The following is a 15,897-nucleotide window of genomic DNA, read 5'->3' on the forward strand; positions in this document are numbered from 1 at the left end:
TTCGAGCGCGAGGCCTATGCTGGCATCCGGCAATCACGCGGCCGCCCATCGTGCGGCGGGGCAGCCTCACGATGGATGGCTCGCATATCCATCCGAAAGGCTACGCTATGACCATTGCCCCCACGCTCCACCGATACCTGGCTGCCGAGAACATCCAGTATGTCGAGATCCCGCACGTTTTCACCATGTCATCCGCGCGCACGGCGCAGGCCTGCCACGTCTCGGGCGATCGTTTCGCCAAGGCCGTCGTGCTGCGCCATGACGGCGGCTATATGCTCGCGATCGTTCCGGCATCGCACCGTCTCAACTTGCCGGACTTGAAGGAGAAGCTCGGCGCGGATCTCGTGATGGCGAACGAAACCGAGATCAACAGGCTGTTCGCGGACTGCGCGCATGGAGCCGTTCCGGCGGTAGGCCGATGCTACGGGCTCGATCTCATCGTCGATGACAGCATCCGGGCGCAGCCCGAGATCTATATCGAAGCCGGCGACCATGAGACGCTGCTTCACCTGACGCATGCACAGTTCGAACGGCTGACGGCCAGTGCGCCGCATGGACGCTTCAGCACGCACGGTTGACGCAGCATGGCAGCGGGATGATTTTTCCTGCGCCTTCGTCGCGGCGCGCGTGCGGTCGCGCCCGGTTCGTAGTATAATCGCGTCACGGGGGCTGCGTTCGCAACGGAGGTCCTCCATGAAGGTCAAGGACGTGATGCACAAGGGTGTCGATTGGGTCAGCCCGGACACCCCGATCACCGAGATCGCGAAGTTGATGCAAGGGCACGACATCGGCTGCATTCCGATCGGCGATGACGACCATCTGATCGGGATGGTGACCGATCGCGACATCGTCTGCAAAGGCCTCGCGAGCAAGAACTTCAACGCCGCGCGCATGACGGCGCGGGACGTGATGACCGAAGGCATCCATTGCTGCCGGGAAGACGACGATCTGGCGAAAGCCGTGCATCACATGGAGACGCTGAAAATCCGCAGGCTGCCCGTGATCAACAAGAGCAGGCGGATGGTCGGCATGATCAGCCTGGGCGATGTCAGCCAATTCGCCAGCGTTGATCTGTTGACCCAATGCATCAAGGGCGTGTCGGCCCATCATTGATGGCGACCGCCACCCGGCGCCCGGAACTTCGTCGCATCGCTCGCAGGACCCCGCTGCCGGCGAACGCGCACGCTATGATACGCGACCTGCCAAGAAGCTGCTCCGCCGTCTTCTCGTCCCCATTGTCACCTGCGCAGCTAATTCTTCAATTCGTTCCGCAGCTCATTCTTGGCGTTCCGCATCTTGCTCGCTCCCCTGAGCGGGGGCTTCGGCGGCGGAGTCGGATTCGCCCAGCCTGCCATCTGCAGGCAGGTGAGCAGATCGACATAGCTTTCTATTCCCTCTGCAGCAGCCTCGCCTTCGCAACTATCGCGCGCGGGGCCCGGAACAGTCAGCCAGGTCGAGCTCAGCTGTTGCTGCGCAATTGTCTCGTCACGCACGCACTCGCCGGCGTCCTGCGCCAGGGTGAGCCCTGAGGCCTTGTCGTCGGCGGAAACGTCCCGGCAAAGGGCTTCCACATTGAAGATGGGCACACGGTCTGAAATCGGAATCGTGGGCTGGCCAAGAAGCGACAGGACCAAGAGCGCTGCTTTCATAAAATCCTCCCTTGAATCGGGTTGGACGGGAAAGCTCCGGGGAGGTTAGGCCCGGTTTGTTTCCGGCCGGCTTCGCCCGGCCGGCAAAGGGTTTCGTCCTTGCCCGGCAGCGCATTGTGGCTTCCCGACGGACGCCGGTCGCGGCGCGTCACGGCCGAAGGCGAAGCTTACCCGGGTCTTCGCACGTAGAGCGAGATAAACCGGTCGATCATCGGGTTGATCTGCTCCGGCACCTCCAGCGACAGGAAATGTCCGGAGCCGACGGCCTTGGCCGTGACCAGCTGCGGGCACAGCTCCGCAAAACGATCCAGATCCGCGAGCCGATGGGCCGCTTCGATGTAGAGCACCGGGACCCGGCACGCCTGGGCGCATTCACGCGCCCGATGCACATCCCAGGGAAACAGACTTGTAAACGTGGACACCAGCACGTGCTGTGGCGTCGCCAGAAAGGTCTGTTCAACATGGGCGCGGCATCTGTCGGTCGGCAGACAGGAGTCCGCTACGATTTTCCGTACCTCGTCCGCAAAATTCGCGCCCCTTAAGCCCTCCAGATACCCGGCGAACACCGTCCCTGCCGAGGCAGGGAAGAGCACCCCTGAGTCGAGCAGCACCAGGCCTGCAGGAAAGTCCGGATAGCGGGCGGCGATTTCGAGCGCCATGTTGCCACCCATGCTTTGACCCACGATGATCGGCTTTGTGATCTGCTGTCGGTTGCACAGAAAGACGAGATCATCGGCGAAGCTTTCGATCGAATACGCCTGTTGCGGCTTGTCGCTCTCACCATGCCCGCGCAGCTCGGCATTCAATGCCCGACCTTGACTGGCGAAATACTCCATCTGCGGCGCAAAATGCGTGCGATCCCCGCCGAGGCCATGGACGAACAGGAATTGAAGCGGTCCCGCGCCGGCAATGTCGAAGGACAGCTGGATTCCGTCATGCGCGAGCTTCATGGGTCATCTCCATATTCACCGACATGTCCAGGCGTCTCTGGCGAGTCCTCAATCTAACCGGCGCCACACGGCCGATAAAGACGGGAACCACTGCTTCGCCGTGGTGCCATGACGCTGCGGCCGACCAAGCGCACCGGCCGCACATTCGGCGATGCCACGCGATTTTTCGCTCCGCCGAGGCCGGCCGGAAAGGCCGTCACCAGCTCCAGGCTTACGCGGTGACGAACATGAGCAGCGGCGCGATGATCTCGCCCGGCGCAGAAATGGGAGGTTTTGGAGTGCCCAGTTTTGTAGCGGAATGGCGCGCCCGGAACGATTCGAACGTCCGACCCTCAGATTCGTAGTCTGATGCTCTATCCAGCTGAGCTACGGGCGCGTTTTTCGCAAACAGTGCGGGCTGAGCCCGCAGGCAGCCTCCAGACAGCGCCGGAGGGGTGCGAAAGAGCGCTCTGACTAACCGCTCTTGCCTCGATTGGCAAGGTCCGGGAAGGGGAGATTTTACAGGGAGGTGACGATTTCCCGGCTCGGCCTCTGGCCGACTACGCCCTCTGCCGCTCGTTGCGGATGGAGAGGAGTTCCACGGGGCGATCGGGGATGACGATCCGGAAGGTGGCGCCGATGGTGCCCTCGACCAGATGGATCTCGCCGCCATGGGCGCGGACCAGTTCGGCGGCGATCGCCAAGCCAAGCCCGCTGCCGCCGGGGCGGCCGGAGGTCTGGAACGCCTCGAACAGATGGTCCCGGGTCTTCTGGGGGACGCCGGGGCCGGTGTCGGAGACCTCCAGGATGGCGACGGCACCTTCGCGCTTTCCCGTGATCCGGATCTGCTGGGCGCCGCCGTCGCCCGACGAATGGCTTTCCAGCGCCTGGGCGGCGTTGCGGACGAGGTTGAGCAGCACGCGGAAGAGCTGGTCGGGATCGGCATCGACCGCGAGCCCGCGCTCGATCGCGGCCACCCAGGCGATCGAGGCGTCGCTGGCGAGGCCCGCGGTTTCGCGCACCTCCAGCACCACAGGCTCGATCATGATCATGCGGCGGTCGGGCGCCGCTTCCTGGGCGCGGCCGTAGGACAGCGTCGACTGGCAGAAGGCGATGGCGCGCTCGAGCGAGCGCACCAGCTTCGGCGCAAAACGCTGCACCCGCGGATCCGGCACGCTGGCGAGCTGGTCGGACAGAAGCTGGGCCGACGCGAGCAGATTGCGCAGATCGTGGTTGATCTTGGAGACGGCGAGGCCGAGGGCGGCAAGCCGGCTCTTCTGATGCAGCATCGACATCAGGTCGCGCTGCATGTCCGACAATTCGCGCTCGGCGACGCCTATTTCATCGCTGCGCTGGCTCGGCACGATGATCCGCGCCGAGCTTTCGGGGTTTTCGTGGAAGCCGACCAGGCTCGCGGTCAGCCGCCGCATCGGGCGCACGAAGAGATAATGCAGCACGAGATAGACGAGGCCCGCGGTCAGCACCGCGATGATCAGCGCGACCACCACGACGTTGCGGGAGAAGCGATACATCTGCTGCCGCAGCGGCAGCTCATCGGTCACGATCTCGATGAACTGGGCGTTGCCGACGCCGGGCCCGACGATGCGGATGGCCTGGTTGCCGGTCTCCAGCATCATCCGGAACGAGCCGGTGATCGCCTCCCACACCGTCATGTCGCGCAGGTCGATGTCATGCTCGATGGCCGTGGGAAGGTTGTCGCTGGCGAGCAGCCGTCGCTGCTGCCCCATCTTGATGGCGACGGCACGGGCATTGATGCTTTTCAGGATCTCGCGCGACAGCGACTCGGGGACCATGCCGAGCGGGGCGGCGTCGAGCACCAGCGCGGCGGTGTTGGCCGCCGCGACGCGGTCATTGAGCCGGTTGACCCAGAAGTTGGCGATGGCGGGCACGTAGAGCAGGACGGCGGCGATCATCACCAGGGGGACGGTGAGCAGCAGCAGCTTGCCGGATAGCCCGAGCCCGCTGGGCCCACGCGGCCGCATCGCCGGCTGGCCCGGCTGATCCGTATCATGGACCGGCTGGAGGTCTGTCGCTGCCACGAAGTTCGCCCCTGTTGGCTTTGTAATAGAGCCTGGCTGATGAAGGATGCGACCCGGCCGGGGGCCGGTCAAATTACGGATCGCTAATCTCTCAAGGTGGGATGTAAGCTCTGATATCGCGAGTCGCCACCTCAAGGGTTAAAAACCCCGCACAAACAGTGATATTCACCGGAACAGCGCGCTCTTGCGACGTTGACGAAAAGAAGACGCTCGCATATAAGCCGCGCAAATTGTCCGCGATGACCCGGTGCGCACGCCGGGAGCGGCTCTCTTGGGGCCGAAAAGGGCCCGTTTTGGGCCGCATCTTCCGGACTTTATCATCAATTCTACAGGCAAATTGCCCGGTCAGCGGAGAAAAACCCGTGAAGCGGACTTATCAACCCAGCAAACTGGTGCGCAAGCGCCGTCACGGCTTCCGTGCCCGTCTCGCCACTGCCGGCGGCCGCAAGGTTCTCGCCGCCCGCCGCGCCCGCGGCCGCAAGCGTCTGAGCGCCTGAGCCGGACCCCCATTTTTGGGATTTCATCATGGATCGGCTGAGGCAGCGAGCGGATTTCCTCGCCGTTGCCAATGGCGCGCGGGCGAATAGTCCCGCGTTCGTCCTGCAAAGCCGCCGCCGCGACGACAGCGGCCCGATCCGGATCGGCTTCACCGTTACCAAAAAGAACGGCAACGCCCCCCAGCGCAATCGCATCCGGCGCCGGCTTCGCGAATTGGCGAAGCGGCTCGATCCGGTGTCGATGCAGCCCCATCATGACTATGTACTGGTCGGCCGAAGGGACGCGCTCTCGCGCGACTTCGCCACCATGCTCGACGATCTGCGCATAGCGTTCACGAAGCCTGCGCGGCATACGCACAAGGGACGCGGCCCAAGAACCGACGGCTCAAGGCCCGGCCCCGCTCCTGCGACCAGCCGCAAACCGGATTGATGACGAGACAATAGTGATGACCGACAATCGCAATACCATCCTCGCCGTCATTCTGTCGGGCCTCGTCCTGATCGCCTGGCAATATTTCTACAACGTGCCGGCGATGGAGAAGCAGCGCGCCCAGCAGCAGGCGCAGGCCGAGCTCCAGAAGAACACGCCGCAGCCGACGGCCTCCGCAACGCCGGGCGCCGCGCCGCAGCCCGGCAGCGCGGCCCAGCCGGCAACACCGGCCGCGAACCAGGCCCAGCCGGTCGTTTCCCGCGAAAGCGCGATTGCAGCCAGCCCGCGCGTGAAGATCGACACGCCGCGGCTTGCCGGCAGCATCTCGCTGAAGGGCGGCCGCATCGACGACATCGCGCTGGTGCAATACCGCGAAACGGTCGACCCGAAGTCGCCGCCGATCATCCTCTATTCGCCCTCGGGCACCGCAGAACCCTATTACGCCGAGTTCGGCTGGGTGCCGGCGACGGGCGTGACGGCCAAGCTGCCGGACGCCCAGACCCTCTGGCAGCAGGACGGCAACGGCAGCCTGACGCCGACGACGCCGGTGGTGCTGAAGTGGGACAATGGCGAGGGCCTCACCTTCCGCCGCACCATCGCGGTCGACGACCATTATCTCTTCACGCTCAAGGACGAGGTGAGCAATGTCGGCAACGCGCCTGTTACGCTCTACCCGTTCGCGCTGATCTCGCGCCACGGCACGCCGCAGGTCTCCGGCTATTACATCCTGCATGAAGGCCTGATCGGCTATCTCGATGGCTTGCAGGAATACGCCTACAAGAAGATCGACGAAGCCAAGGCGGTGAACTTCAAGGCCACCAATGGCTGGCTCGGCATCACCGACAAGTACTGGGCTTCGGCGCTGCTGCCGGACACCAGTGCCCAGCTTCAGGCGCGTTTCTCGTCGAACCCGGTCGGCAACGTCCACACCTACCAGACTGATTATCTGCTCGACCCCGTCACCGTCGCGATCGGCGGCACCGCGACCGCGAACGCGCGGCTGTTCGCCGGCGCCAAGGAAGCCGGCGTCGTCGGCGTGTTCCCGTTCGCCGGCCTCGGCGGCTACAACAAGGAGCTCGGCCTCAACCATTTCGATCTGCTGATCGACTGGGGCTGGTTCTACTTCATCACCAAGCCGATGTTCCTCGGCCTCGACTTCTTCTACCGTTTCTTCGGCAATTTCGGCATCTCGATCCTGCTCGTCACCGTGATCGTCAAGCTGCTGTTCTTCCCGCTGGCCAACAAGTCCTACGCCTCGATGGCGAAGATGAAGTCGGTCCAGCCGCAGCTTCAGGCGCTGAAGGAGCGCTTTCCCGACGACAAGGTGAAGCAGCAGCAGGAGATGATGGAGATCTACCGCAAGGAGAAGATCAATCCGGTCGCCGGCTGTCTTCCCGTGGTGATCCAGATCCCGGTGTTCTTCTCGCTCTACAAGGTGCTGTTCGTCACCATCGAGATGCGGCACGCGCCGTTCTTTGGCTGGATCAAGGACCTCTCCGCGCCCGATCCGACCAACCTCTTCACCCTGTTCGGCCTGATCCCGTTCGATCCGACGACGATTCCGGTGTTCGGCCACTACCTCGCGCTCGGCATCTGGCCGATCATCATGGGCATCACGATGTGGTTCCAGATGAAGCTGAACCCGACGCCGCCGGATCCGACCCAGCAGCTGATCTTCAACTGGATGCCGCTGATCTTCACCTTCATGCTGGCGGGCTTCCCGGCGGGTCTCGTGATCTACTGGGCCTGGAACAACACGCTCTCGGTGCTCCAGCAGAGCTTCATCATGCGCCGCAACGGCGTGAAGGTGGAGCTGTTCGACAATCTCAAGGCGACGTTCGCGAAGAAGGCGACGTAGCGCCGTCATTGTTGGGCGCAAATGCCTCCACATCGTCATGCCCGGGCTTGTCCCGGGCATCCACGTTTTGGAGGGTACCGTGTGGACAGACGTGGATGGCCGGGACAAGCCCGGCCATGACGAGAGGTGAGATCTTCGCATGACCGACGACAAAGATGCGAAGCTGATCGAGACCGGGCGAAAGCTGTTCACCCGCGACTGGCAGTTCATCTGGGCCTCGCCCTCGATTGCGACGCTGCCGCCGATGGACGGGCTGGAGATCGCCTTTGCCGGCCGCTCCAATGTCGGCAAGTCCAGCCTGATCAACGCGCTGACCGGCCGCAACGCGCTTGCGCGCACCTCGCATACGCCAGGCCGCACCCAGGAACTGATCTTCTTCGAGGTCCCCGGCAAGAAGGACCTGCGCCTCGTCGACATGCCCGGCTATGGCTACGCCAAGGCGCCGAAGGCGCAAGTCGCGTCCTGGACCGAGCTGATCCACAAATTCCTGCTGGGGCGCGCCTCGCTCGCACGCGTCTACGTGCTGATCGACGCGCGGCATGGCCTCAAGGACGTCGACCTCGAAATCCTGGGGACGCTCGACCGTTCCGCGGTGAGCTACCAGGTCGTGCTGACCAAGGCCGACCAGGTGAAGGCGTCCGAGCTTCAGTCCCGCATCGCCGAGACCGAGGCCGCGCTGGCAAAACATCCGGCGGCGTTTCCGAACGTGCTCGCGACCTCGTCGCGGAGCTCGACCGGCATGGCCGAACTGCGCGCCGCGATGGCGAAGCTGCTGGAAGAGCGAACCTCGTGACGCCTGCATTCCGCCTGTTGCTAGGGCTTGCCGGTTTGATGGGCGCCGCCGGCGTCGCGCTGGCCGCCGCCTCCGCCCACGGCGCCGACGCCAGCCGGCTCGCCTCCGCCAGCGCCATGCTGCTGTTTCACGCAACTGCCATACTCGCAGGCGTCGCCCTGCTCGCGCGCGGCCTTCTGCACGGCGGAATTGGCCTCATCGCGGCGTTCGGCTTCGTGATCGGCGCCGCGCTGTTCGCGGGCGATCTCACCTTGCGGCAATATGCGGGGCACTCGCTGTTTCCATTCGCGGCGCCGACCGGCGGAACGGTGATGATCTTGAGCTGGCTGGCGGTGACGCTCGCAGCCGTGGCGGCGCGGAAGTGATGCTCCGTCTTACCCTCCCCTGGAGGGGGAGGGTAAGAGGCAACACCCACTTTGCGCCGCGCCCGCCAATCGGATAGAACGCGCACCGACAGTCCCGCCAGCGAGATCCGCCTCATGACCGACATCTCCCCGCTCGACCAGGCCCGCATCCTGTCCGAAGCGCTGCCGCACATGCAGCAGTATGACGAGGAAACCATCGTCATCAAATATGGCGGCCATGCCATGGGCGACGAGGAGACCGCGAAGAACTTTGCCCGCGACATCGTGCTGCTCGAGCAGACCGCGATCAACCCGGTGGTGGTGCATGGCGGCGGGCCGCAGATCGCGACCATGCTCAAGCGCCTCGGCATCCAGTCGGAGTTCGCGGCAGGCCTGCGCATCACCGATGCCGCGACCATCGAGATCGTCGAGATGGTGCTGGCCGGCTCCGTCAACAAGCAGATCGTCGGCTACATCAACGAAGCCGGCGGCAAGGCCGTGGGCCTGTCGGGCAAGGACGCCAACATGGTGAAGGCGTCGAAGACGACGCGCACCATCGTCGATCCGGGTTCGAACATCGAGAAGGCGATCGATCTCGGCTTCGTCGGCGACCCCGAGAAGGTCGACCTCACGCTGCTCAACCAGCTGATCGGCTACGAGCTGATCCCGGTGCTGGCGCCGCTCGCGACCTCCAAGGACGGCCAGACGCTCAACGTCAACGCCGACACCTTTGCCGGCGCGGTCGCCGGCGCGCTGAAGGCGAAGCGCCTGCTGCTGCTCACCGACGTGCCTGGCGTGCTCGACAAGTCGAAGAAGCTGATCCCGCAGCTTTCGGTGAAGGATGCGCGAAAACTGATCGCCGACGGCACCATTTCCGGCGGCATGATTCCGAAGGTCGAGACCTGCATCTACGCGCTCGAACAGGGCGTGGAGGGCGTCGTCATCATCGACGGCAAGATGCAGCACGCGGTGCTGCTCGAGCTCTTCACCAACACGGGCACGGGAACGCTGATCCATAAGTGATGATGAGCGGGCCAAAGCAAGCCGTCATGGCCGGGCTTGTCCCGGCCATCCACGACCTCTCATCTCGCGCCAAGAACGTGGATGCCCGGCACAAGGCCGGGCATGACGAGTTGAGGGCTCGGCGACATCGTCGCTCAACCCTCACACGTATCCTGATGTCCCTTCCGGCCGCAGCCGTTTCGTTTGTCTTCTCCGCCGCGCCCGCCCTGGCCGACCTGAAAATCTGCAACCGCATGTCCTATGTCGTCGAGGCCGCGATCGGCATCGACGACAAGGCCGCGACCGCGACGCGCGGCTGGTTCAGGATCGATCCCGCCACCTGCCGCGTCGTGGTGCAGGGCACGCTCTCCGCCGACCGCATCCTGCTCAACGCCCGCGCGCTCGGCGTCTACGGCGCCTCGCCGATCCCGCAGAACGGCAGCGACATGCTGTGCGTGGCGCAGGACAATTTCGTCATCGCGGCTGCGCGGCAATGCCGCAGCGGCCAGACCCAGGCCGCGTTCACCCAGATCACGCCGACGCAAGCCGCGGACGGCAATTTCACGGCCTATCTCGCCGAGGATTCCGAATATGACGACGAGCAGGCGCGCCTCGCCGGCATCCAGCGGCTGCTGGTGATCGCGGGCTACGACGCAGCGCCGATCGACGGCGTCGACGGGCCGAAGACGCAAGCAGCACTGGCCGCCTTCCTGAAGAGCCGCGGACTGGCGGCGGACATCATGTCGTCGCCGAACTTCTTCAAGACCATGGTCGATGCGGTGCAGACGCCTTCTGCAACCGGCCTGACCTGGTGCAACGACACGCCGCACAAGGTGATGGCGGCGGTCGCCACCGACGACGGCAAGTCCGTGACGAGCCGCGGCTGGTACCGCATCGATCCCAAGACGTGCCTGCACCCCGATGTGACCGGGCAGCCGAAGCAGATCTTCAGCTTCGCGGAAGCCATCGACGCCGACAACCGCGTCATCAAGCTGAAGGACAAGCCGCTGAACTGGGGCGGCGACAGGCAGCTCTGCACGCGCGAGACCAAGTTCGAGACCAACGAGCAGGCCGATTGCGGCGCGCGCGGATTCGCGGCGACGGGTTTTGGCGTGGTGGACATGTCGAGCGGCGGCAAGACGCTGCGCTTTGCGATGCCGTGATTGAGAGACCAGTGATGAATCCACCCCGCACCTTTGCCCATGTCGACACCTGGGTGTTCGACCTCGACAACACGCTCTACCCGCATCACGTCAATCTGTGGCAGCAGGTCGACGCGCGGATCGGGGAGTTCGTCTGCAACTGGCTGAACGTCGGCCCGGAGGAAGCGCGCAGGATCCAGAAGGATTATTATCAGCGCTTCGGCACCACCATGCGCGGCATGATGACCCTGCACGGCGTGCACGCCGACGACTACCTCGCCTACGTCCACAAGATCGACCACTCGCCGCTGGAGCCGAACCCGGCGCTCGGCGAAGCCATCGCGAAACTGTCGGGGCGCAAGCTGATCCTGACCAACGGCTCGGTCGACCATGTCGATGCCGTGCTGGCGCGGCTCGGCCTGGCAACGCATTTCGACGGCGTGTTCGACATCATCGCCGCCGGATTCGAGCCGAAGCCGTCGCCGCAGACCTATCAAAAATTCCTCGCCGACCATGCGGTCGATCCGACCAAAGCCGCGATGTTCGAGGACCTCGCCCGCAACCTCACCGTCCCGCACGCGCTCGGCATGACCACCGTCCTGGTGGTGCCTGACGGCACCAAGGAAGTGGTGCGGGAGGACTGGGAACTGGAGGGCCGGGACGCGCCCCATGTCGACCACGTCACGGATGATCTGGCGGGTTTTTTGGCGGGACTGTTGCCCAAATAGCCGCCGTCGTCCCGGGGCGCGAAGCAAGCCCGGGACCCATAACCACAGGGAGTGGTTGTGGCGCGAGATCGATAACTCCGAATCCTCGCCAAATGACTGCCCGTGGCTATGGGTCCCGGGCTCGCGCTTCGCGCGCCCCGGGACGACGGCGGAGTATGCCTTGACTCCTCCCCGCCAAATCCCGAAAAAGCGCCCCAATCCGTCAAAATTCCCATTTCCCAGAGGAAATCCCGATGTCCCTGTCCGCCCTCGAATCCACCATCAACAGCGCCTTCGACGCGCGTGACGGCATCTCGACCTCGACCAAGGGCGAGGTGCGCGAGGCCGTGGACCAGGCGCTGGAGATCCTGGACAAGGGCGAGGCCCGCGTCGCCGAGCGCGGGGCCGATGGCAAGTGGAAGGTCAATCAATGGCTGAAGAAGGCCGTGCTGCTGTCCTTCCGCCTCAACGACATGGGCGTCATTCCCGGCGGCTCCGGCAAGGCGACCTGGTGGGACAAGGTGCCCTCGAAGTTCGAGGGCTGGGGCGAGAACCGTTTTCGCGATGCCGGTTTTCGCGCGGTGCCGGGTTCTGTGGTGCGCCGCTCGGCCTTCATCGCCAAGAACGTCGTACTGATGCCGTCCTTCGTCAACCTCGGCGCTTATGTCGATGAGAGCACCATGGTCGACACCTGGGCGACCGTCGGCTCCTGCGCGCAGATCGGCAAGCGCGTGCACATCTCCGGCGGCGCCGGCATCGGCGGCGTGCTCGAGCCGCTGCAGGCCGAGCCCGTGATCATCGAGGACGACTGCTTCATCGGCGCGCGCTCCGAGGTCGCCGAAGGCGTGATCGTGCGCAAGGGTGCCGTGCTGGCGATGGGCGTGTTTTTGGGCGCCTCGACCAAGATCGTCGACCGCGAGACCGGCGAGATCTTCATCGGCGAGGTGCCGGAATATTCGGTGGTCGTGCCCGGCGCGCTGCCCGGCAAGCCCATGAAGAACGGCCAGATCGGCCCGAGCACGGCCTGCGCCGTGATCGTCAAGCGCGTCGACGAGCGCACGCGCTCCAAGACCAGCATCAACGAGCTGCTGCGGGATTAAGACTCTCTCCTCTCCCTCTCCCCGTTCTTACGGGGAGAGGGTTGGGGTGAGGGGCCTCTCTCCACACGCGAGATATTCGAGAGACCGGTACCCCCTCACCCGGATCGCAAGAGCGATCCGACCTCTCCCCGCAAGCGGGGCGAGGTGAAGCGAGCCCGCGGCGGCTTTCCTATCGAACCCTCCTTCTCCCCATCGCGACCAATCACCGGACGGCCTCCGCTGCCCGGAACCTTCGCCATGGACTGGACCTGGTATCTTTTTCGCTTCGACGGCCGCATCAATCGCGCCTTGCTGTGGCAGGCGCTGCTGATCGTCGCGGTGCTGGCAGCCTTGCTGGGAATCATTGCTCAGGTGATCCACCTCATCAACGCCGAGGGGGCGTTGAAGCTATCCCTGAAACTCGATTTCGACTTCGGCCTCGACGACCTCTTCAAGCTGGTCGATCCCCGGGCCTATCGCTCGCTGGCGCCCGTTGATCGCACCAACCTGATCCTGAAGGCGTTCGGCTTGTCGCTGTTCCTTTGGATCTATCTCGCGACTGCGATCAAGCGGCTGCATGATCGCGACAGGAGTGGCTGGTGGCTCGTTCCGTTCTTCTTCCTGCCCGGCCTGTACAACCAGTTCTCGGACCTGCTGCCGAACTCCACCTGGATGCTTCCGTTCTGGCTGGGCGCATCCATCCTGTGGCTGTGGGGATTTGTCGAGATGTTCATCGTATCAGGCAGCGTCGGCGACAACCGGTTCGGTCCTGATCCATTGGCCAAGACCGAGGACGGCCCGTCCCCTGCAAAAAGCTGGGACCAGCAAAGCGAGCTCGAATTGGTGCCGCCCAGCGCTAGCCCACCCGGCGGCATGCATGTTAAGCGGGGCGCATGACCGATGCTCTCTCGATTGCCCGCGATCTCATCCGCTGCCCCTCGGTAACCCCGGCCGATGCCGGTGCGCTGGGCGTGCTTGAGAAAGCCCTCAACGCTGCCGGCTTCACTTGCCACCGCGTGACCTTCAGCGAAGCAGGCACAGCCGACGTCGACAATCTCTATGCGCGGATCGGCACTGAGGGCCAGCACATCACCTTCGCCGGCCACACCGACGTGGTGCCACCCGGCGACGAGAACGCCTGGAGCGTCGGCGCATTCTCGGGCGAGGTGAAGGACGGCTTTTTGCACGGCCGCGGCGCGGTCGACATGAAGGGCGGCATCGCCTGCTCGGTGGCAGCCGTGCTCGAGCATCTCGCCGCCAATGGCGGCGCGCCGCGCGCCGATGGAAAGGGCTCGATCTCGTTCCTGATCACGGGCGACGAGGAAGACGTCTCGGTCAACGGCACCATCAAGCTGTTGAAATGGGCCGCGGAGCGCGGCGAAAAATTCGACCATTGCGTGCTCGGCGAGCCCTCCAATGTCGAGACGCTCGGCGACACCATCAAGGTCGGCCGCCGCGGCTCGCAGTCCGGCACGCTCTATGTCGACGGCGTGCAGGGCCATGTCGCCTATCCGCACCGTGCATCCAATCCGGTGCCTGATATCTCACGGTTGATCGTGGCGATCAGTGACGAGCCGCTCGACCATGGCAGCGCGCAGTTCCAGGCCTCCAATCTCGAATTCACCTCGGTGGACGTCGGCAACAAGGCCAACAACGTCATCCCCGGCGAGGCGCGCGCAAAATTCAACATCCGCTACAACGACAACCACACCCAGGCATCCTTGCGCGAGCTGGTCGAGGCGCGCCTGACGAAAGCCTGCGGCAACCGCATCAAGGCTCGCATCGTCTGGGAGCCCTCGAACTCGAACGTGTTCGTGACCAAGCCCGGCCCGTTCACCGACCTCGCGGTCTCCGCGATCGAAGAGGTGACGGGGCGCAAGCCGGAACTGTCGACCTCAGGCGGCACCTCGGATGCGCGCTTCATCTCGAGCTACTGCCCGGTGATCGAGTTCGGCCTGGTCGGCCAGACCATGCACCAGGTCGACGAGCGCGTGCCGGTTGTGGATTTGGAGAGATTGACGAAGGTGTATCGGGGGATTTTGACGCGGTATTTTGGGTAGCAAACCGCGACCTTCGCCAAATATTCCGCCGTCATGCCCGGGCTTGTCCCGGGCATCCACGTTCTTCGCGAGCCGAAAAGAAGATCGTGGATGGCCGGGACAAGCCCGGCCATGACGATGTGGCGAGAGCCCGGGCCCGTCTCATTGAACAATCGTCTCGTACAGATCCTTCCATTCGGGATTATCCCTGAGGATCAACCTGACCTTCCACGTCCGCGACCAATGCTTGATGTTGTGCTCGCGCTGGATAGCGGTTTGGATATCCTCATAGCGCTCGAAATAGACCAGCAGCTTGACGCCGTACTTCTTGGTGAAGCCGGGAACGAGTCCGTTTCGATGCTCATAGATGCGGCGAATAATGTCGCTCGTCACACCGACATACAAAATGCCGTTTGGCGCGCTCGCCAGGATGTAGACCCATCCACCATGCATGGTTGCATGTTGGCGCACGTGGATGGCCGGGACAAGCCCGGCCATGACGTCTGTGGCGGCAGCGGGCGCTAATAATCCACCTTCATCAGATACAGCCCGTCAGGCGGTGCGACGATGCCGCAGGCCGCGCGGTTGCGGGCTGCGAGCGCCGCTGAGAGATTGTCCGCGGTCCAGCGGCCCTCGCCGACCCAGACCAGCGATCCCACCATCGAGCGCACCTGGCTGTGCAGGAAGGAGCGCGCCGACGTAAGAATCGTGATCTCGCGGCCGTCGCGGTGCACGTCGAGCTGGTCGAGCGTTTTCTCCGGCGACTTGGCCTGGCACTCGGTGTCGCGAAACGTCGTGAAGTCGTGTTTGCCGAGCAGACGTTGTGCCGCCGCATGCATCGCATCGGCATCGAGCCGGCGCGGCACGCGCCAGGCGTGACCGATATCAAGCGCGAGATTGGCGCGGGTGTTGACGACGCGGTAGCGGTAGTGCCGCTTCACGGCCGAGAACCGCGCCTCGAAGGTGTCAGGGACGATCTCGGCCTCCAGCACCGCAATTGGATGCGGGCGCAGATGCGCGTTGAGACCATCGCGAAAACGGCCCGGCGGAAACTGCTTGTCGATGTCGACATGCGCGACCTGGCCGCGCGCATGCACGCCGGCATCGGTGCGGCCCGCACCGTGCACGCGCAGATCCGCGCCGGTCATCGCCTTCACCGCCGCCTCTAACGCGCCCTGCACGGAAGGCAGCGTGTCCTGCACCTGCCAGCCGAAGAACGGCGCGCCGTCATATTCGATGGTGAGCTTGTAGCGGGGCATCTCAATCCGGGTGGTGTCATCGCCCGGCTTGACCGGGCGATCCAGTACTCCGAGACATCTCTGTTCAGCCGAGAAGCCTCGGCGTACTGGATACCCCGCCTTCGCGGGG

The 15,897-nt window shown here is 64.3% G+C and carries 18 protein-coding genes and 1 tRNA gene; 13 read left to right on the forward strand and 6 right to left on the reverse strand.

Annotated elements, in window-relative coordinates:
* Positions 1-107: 107 nt before the first annotated feature.
* Both AB7290_RS40275 and AB7290_RS40280 read left to right on the forward strand, forming a co-directional pair.
* Positions 108-578 (forward strand): aminoacyl-tRNA deacylase, encoded by a 471-nt coding sequence (locus tag AB7290_RS40275; protein WP_085400052.1) that lies wholly within the window; start codon positions 108-110, stop codon positions 576-578.
* Between the two features lie 115 nt (positions 579-693).
* Positions 694-1,113, forward strand: a complete 420-nt coding sequence (locus AB7290_RS40280; RefSeq protein WP_085399989.1) for a CBS domain-containing protein — start codon at positions 694-696, stop codon at positions 1,111-1,113.
* A gap of 137 nt (positions 1,114-1,250) precedes the next feature.
* Here the strand turns inward: AB7290_RS40280 and AB7290_RS40285 are convergent, their stop codons facing one another.
* The 4 genes from AB7290_RS40285 to AB7290_RS40300 form a co-directional block, all read right to left on the reverse strand.
* Entirely contained in the window at positions 1,251-1,649 is a 399-nt protein-coding gene (locus AB7290_RS40285) for a hypothetical protein (RefSeq protein ID WP_085399987.1), read from the reverse strand.
* Between the two features lie 167 nt (positions 1,650-1,816).
* Positions 1,817-2,599, reverse strand: coding sequence for an alpha/beta fold hydrolase (locus tag AB7290_RS40290; RefSeq protein WP_085399985.1), 783 nt, complete (start codon positions 2,597-2,599; stop codon positions 1,817-1,819).
* Positions 2,600-2,898: 299 nt separating this feature from the next.
* Positions 2,899-2,975: transfer RNA gene (locus AB7290_RS40295), tRNA-Arg, on the reverse strand.
* Positions 2,976-3,138: 163 nt separating this feature from the next.
* Positions 3,139-4,638, reverse strand: coding sequence for an ATP-binding protein (locus tag AB7290_RS40300; RefSeq protein WP_094183985.1), 1,500 nt, complete (start codon positions 4,636-4,638; stop codon positions 3,139-3,141).
* Positions 4,639-5,000: 362 nt separating this feature from the next.
* Between AB7290_RS40300 and rpmH the strand changes: the two genes are divergently transcribed.
* The 11 genes from rpmH (at position 5,001) to dapE (ending at position 14,550) form a co-directional block, all read left to right on the forward strand.
* The gene (gene rpmH / locus AB7290_RS40305; RefSeq protein ID WP_008542748.1) at positions 5,001-5,135 is read left to right on the forward strand and encodes a 50S ribosomal protein L34; all 135 of its coding nucleotides are present in this window, start codon (positions 5,001-5,003) and stop codon (positions 5,133-5,135) included.
* 28 nt (positions 5,136-5,163) lie between these two features.
* A complete protein-coding gene (rnpA, locus tag AB7290_RS40310) occupies positions 5,164-5,565 on the forward strand; it encodes a ribonuclease P protein component (protein WP_085399984.1) in 402 nt (133 codons plus the stop codon).
* A 16-nt stretch (positions 5,566-5,581) separates the two neighbouring features.
* Positions 5,582-7,423: a membrane protein insertase YidC gene (yidC, locus tag AB7290_RS40315; RefSeq protein WP_085399982.1), complete on the forward strand. Its 1,842-nt coding sequence runs from the start codon at positions 5,582-5,584 to the stop codon at positions 7,421-7,423.
* A gap of 139 nt (positions 7,424-7,562) precedes the next feature.
* Complete coding sequence (gene yihA, locus AB7290_RS40320) at positions 7,563-8,216, forward strand: ribosome biogenesis GTP-binding protein YihA/YsxC (RefSeq protein ID WP_085399980.1); 654 nt, start codon at positions 7,563-7,565, stop codon at positions 8,214-8,216.
* Positions 8,213-8,581: a DUF423 domain-containing protein gene (locus AB7290_RS40325; RefSeq protein WP_094183983.1), complete on the forward strand. Its 369-nt coding sequence runs from the start codon at positions 8,213-8,215 to the stop codon at positions 8,579-8,581. The genes yihA and AB7290_RS40325 overlap by 4 nt, the downstream gene beginning before the upstream one ends.
* A gap of 114 nt (positions 8,582-8,695) precedes the next feature.
* Positions 8,696-9,583, forward strand: a complete 888-nt coding sequence (gene argB, locus AB7290_RS40330) for an acetylglutamate kinase (protein WP_063979811.1) — start codon at positions 8,696-8,698, stop codon at positions 9,581-9,583.
* A gap of 155 nt (positions 9,584-9,738) precedes the next feature.
* A complete protein-coding gene (locus AB7290_RS40335; protein ID WP_085399977.1) occupies positions 9,739-10,725 on the forward strand; it encodes a DUF1036 domain-containing protein in 987 nt (328 codons plus the stop codon).
* A gap of 14 nt (positions 10,726-10,739) precedes the next feature.
* Positions 10,740-11,432 (forward strand): pyrimidine 5'-nucleotidase, encoded by a 693-nt coding sequence (locus tag AB7290_RS40340; protein WP_085399976.1) that lies wholly within the window; start codon positions 10,740-10,742, stop codon positions 11,430-11,432.
* A gap of 233 nt (positions 11,433-11,665) precedes the next feature.
* Positions 11,666-12,511, forward strand: a complete 846-nt coding sequence (dapD, locus tag AB7290_RS40345; protein ID WP_063979813.1) for a 2,3,4,5-tetrahydropyridine-2,6-dicarboxylate N-succinyltransferase — start codon at positions 11,666-11,668, stop codon at positions 12,509-12,511.
* Between the two features lie 237 nt (positions 12,512-12,748).
* Positions 12,749-13,387, forward strand: coding sequence for a DUF805 domain-containing protein (locus AB7290_RS40350; protein ID WP_085399974.1), 639 nt, complete (start codon positions 12,749-12,751; stop codon positions 13,385-13,387).
* Positions 13,384-14,550, forward strand: a complete 1,167-nt coding sequence (dapE, locus tag AB7290_RS40355) for a succinyl-diaminopimelate desuccinylase (protein WP_085399972.1) — start codon at positions 13,384-13,386, stop codon at positions 14,548-14,550. Before AB7290_RS40350 ends, dapE begins: the two co-directional genes overlap by 4 nt.
* Before the next feature lie 141 nt (positions 14,551-14,691).
* On the opposite strand, the gene AB7290_RS40360 is transcribed toward dapE, so the two are convergent.
* Both AB7290_RS40360 and truA read right to left on the reverse strand, forming a co-directional pair.
* Positions 14,692-15,027 carry a GIY-YIG nuclease family protein gene (locus tag AB7290_RS40360; RefSeq protein WP_063979816.1) on the reverse strand — a complete coding sequence of 112 codons (336 nt, stop codon included), beginning with the start codon at positions 15,025-15,027 and terminating at the stop codon, positions 14,692-14,694.
* 23 nt (positions 15,028-15,050) lie between these two features.
* Positions 15,051-15,788 (reverse strand): tRNA pseudouridine(38-40) synthase TruA, encoded by a 738-nt coding sequence (gene truA / locus AB7290_RS40365; protein ID WP_085399970.1) that lies wholly within the window; start codon positions 15,786-15,788, stop codon positions 15,051-15,053.
* Between the last annotated feature and the right edge of the window lie 109 nt (positions 15,789-15,897).

The organism is Bradyrhizobium sp. 613_E4_N2_2, assembly GCF_052075995.1.
Lineage (GTDB): Bacteria > Pseudomonadota > Alphaproteobacteria > Rhizobiales > Xanthobacteraceae > Bradyrhizobium > Bradyrhizobium barranii.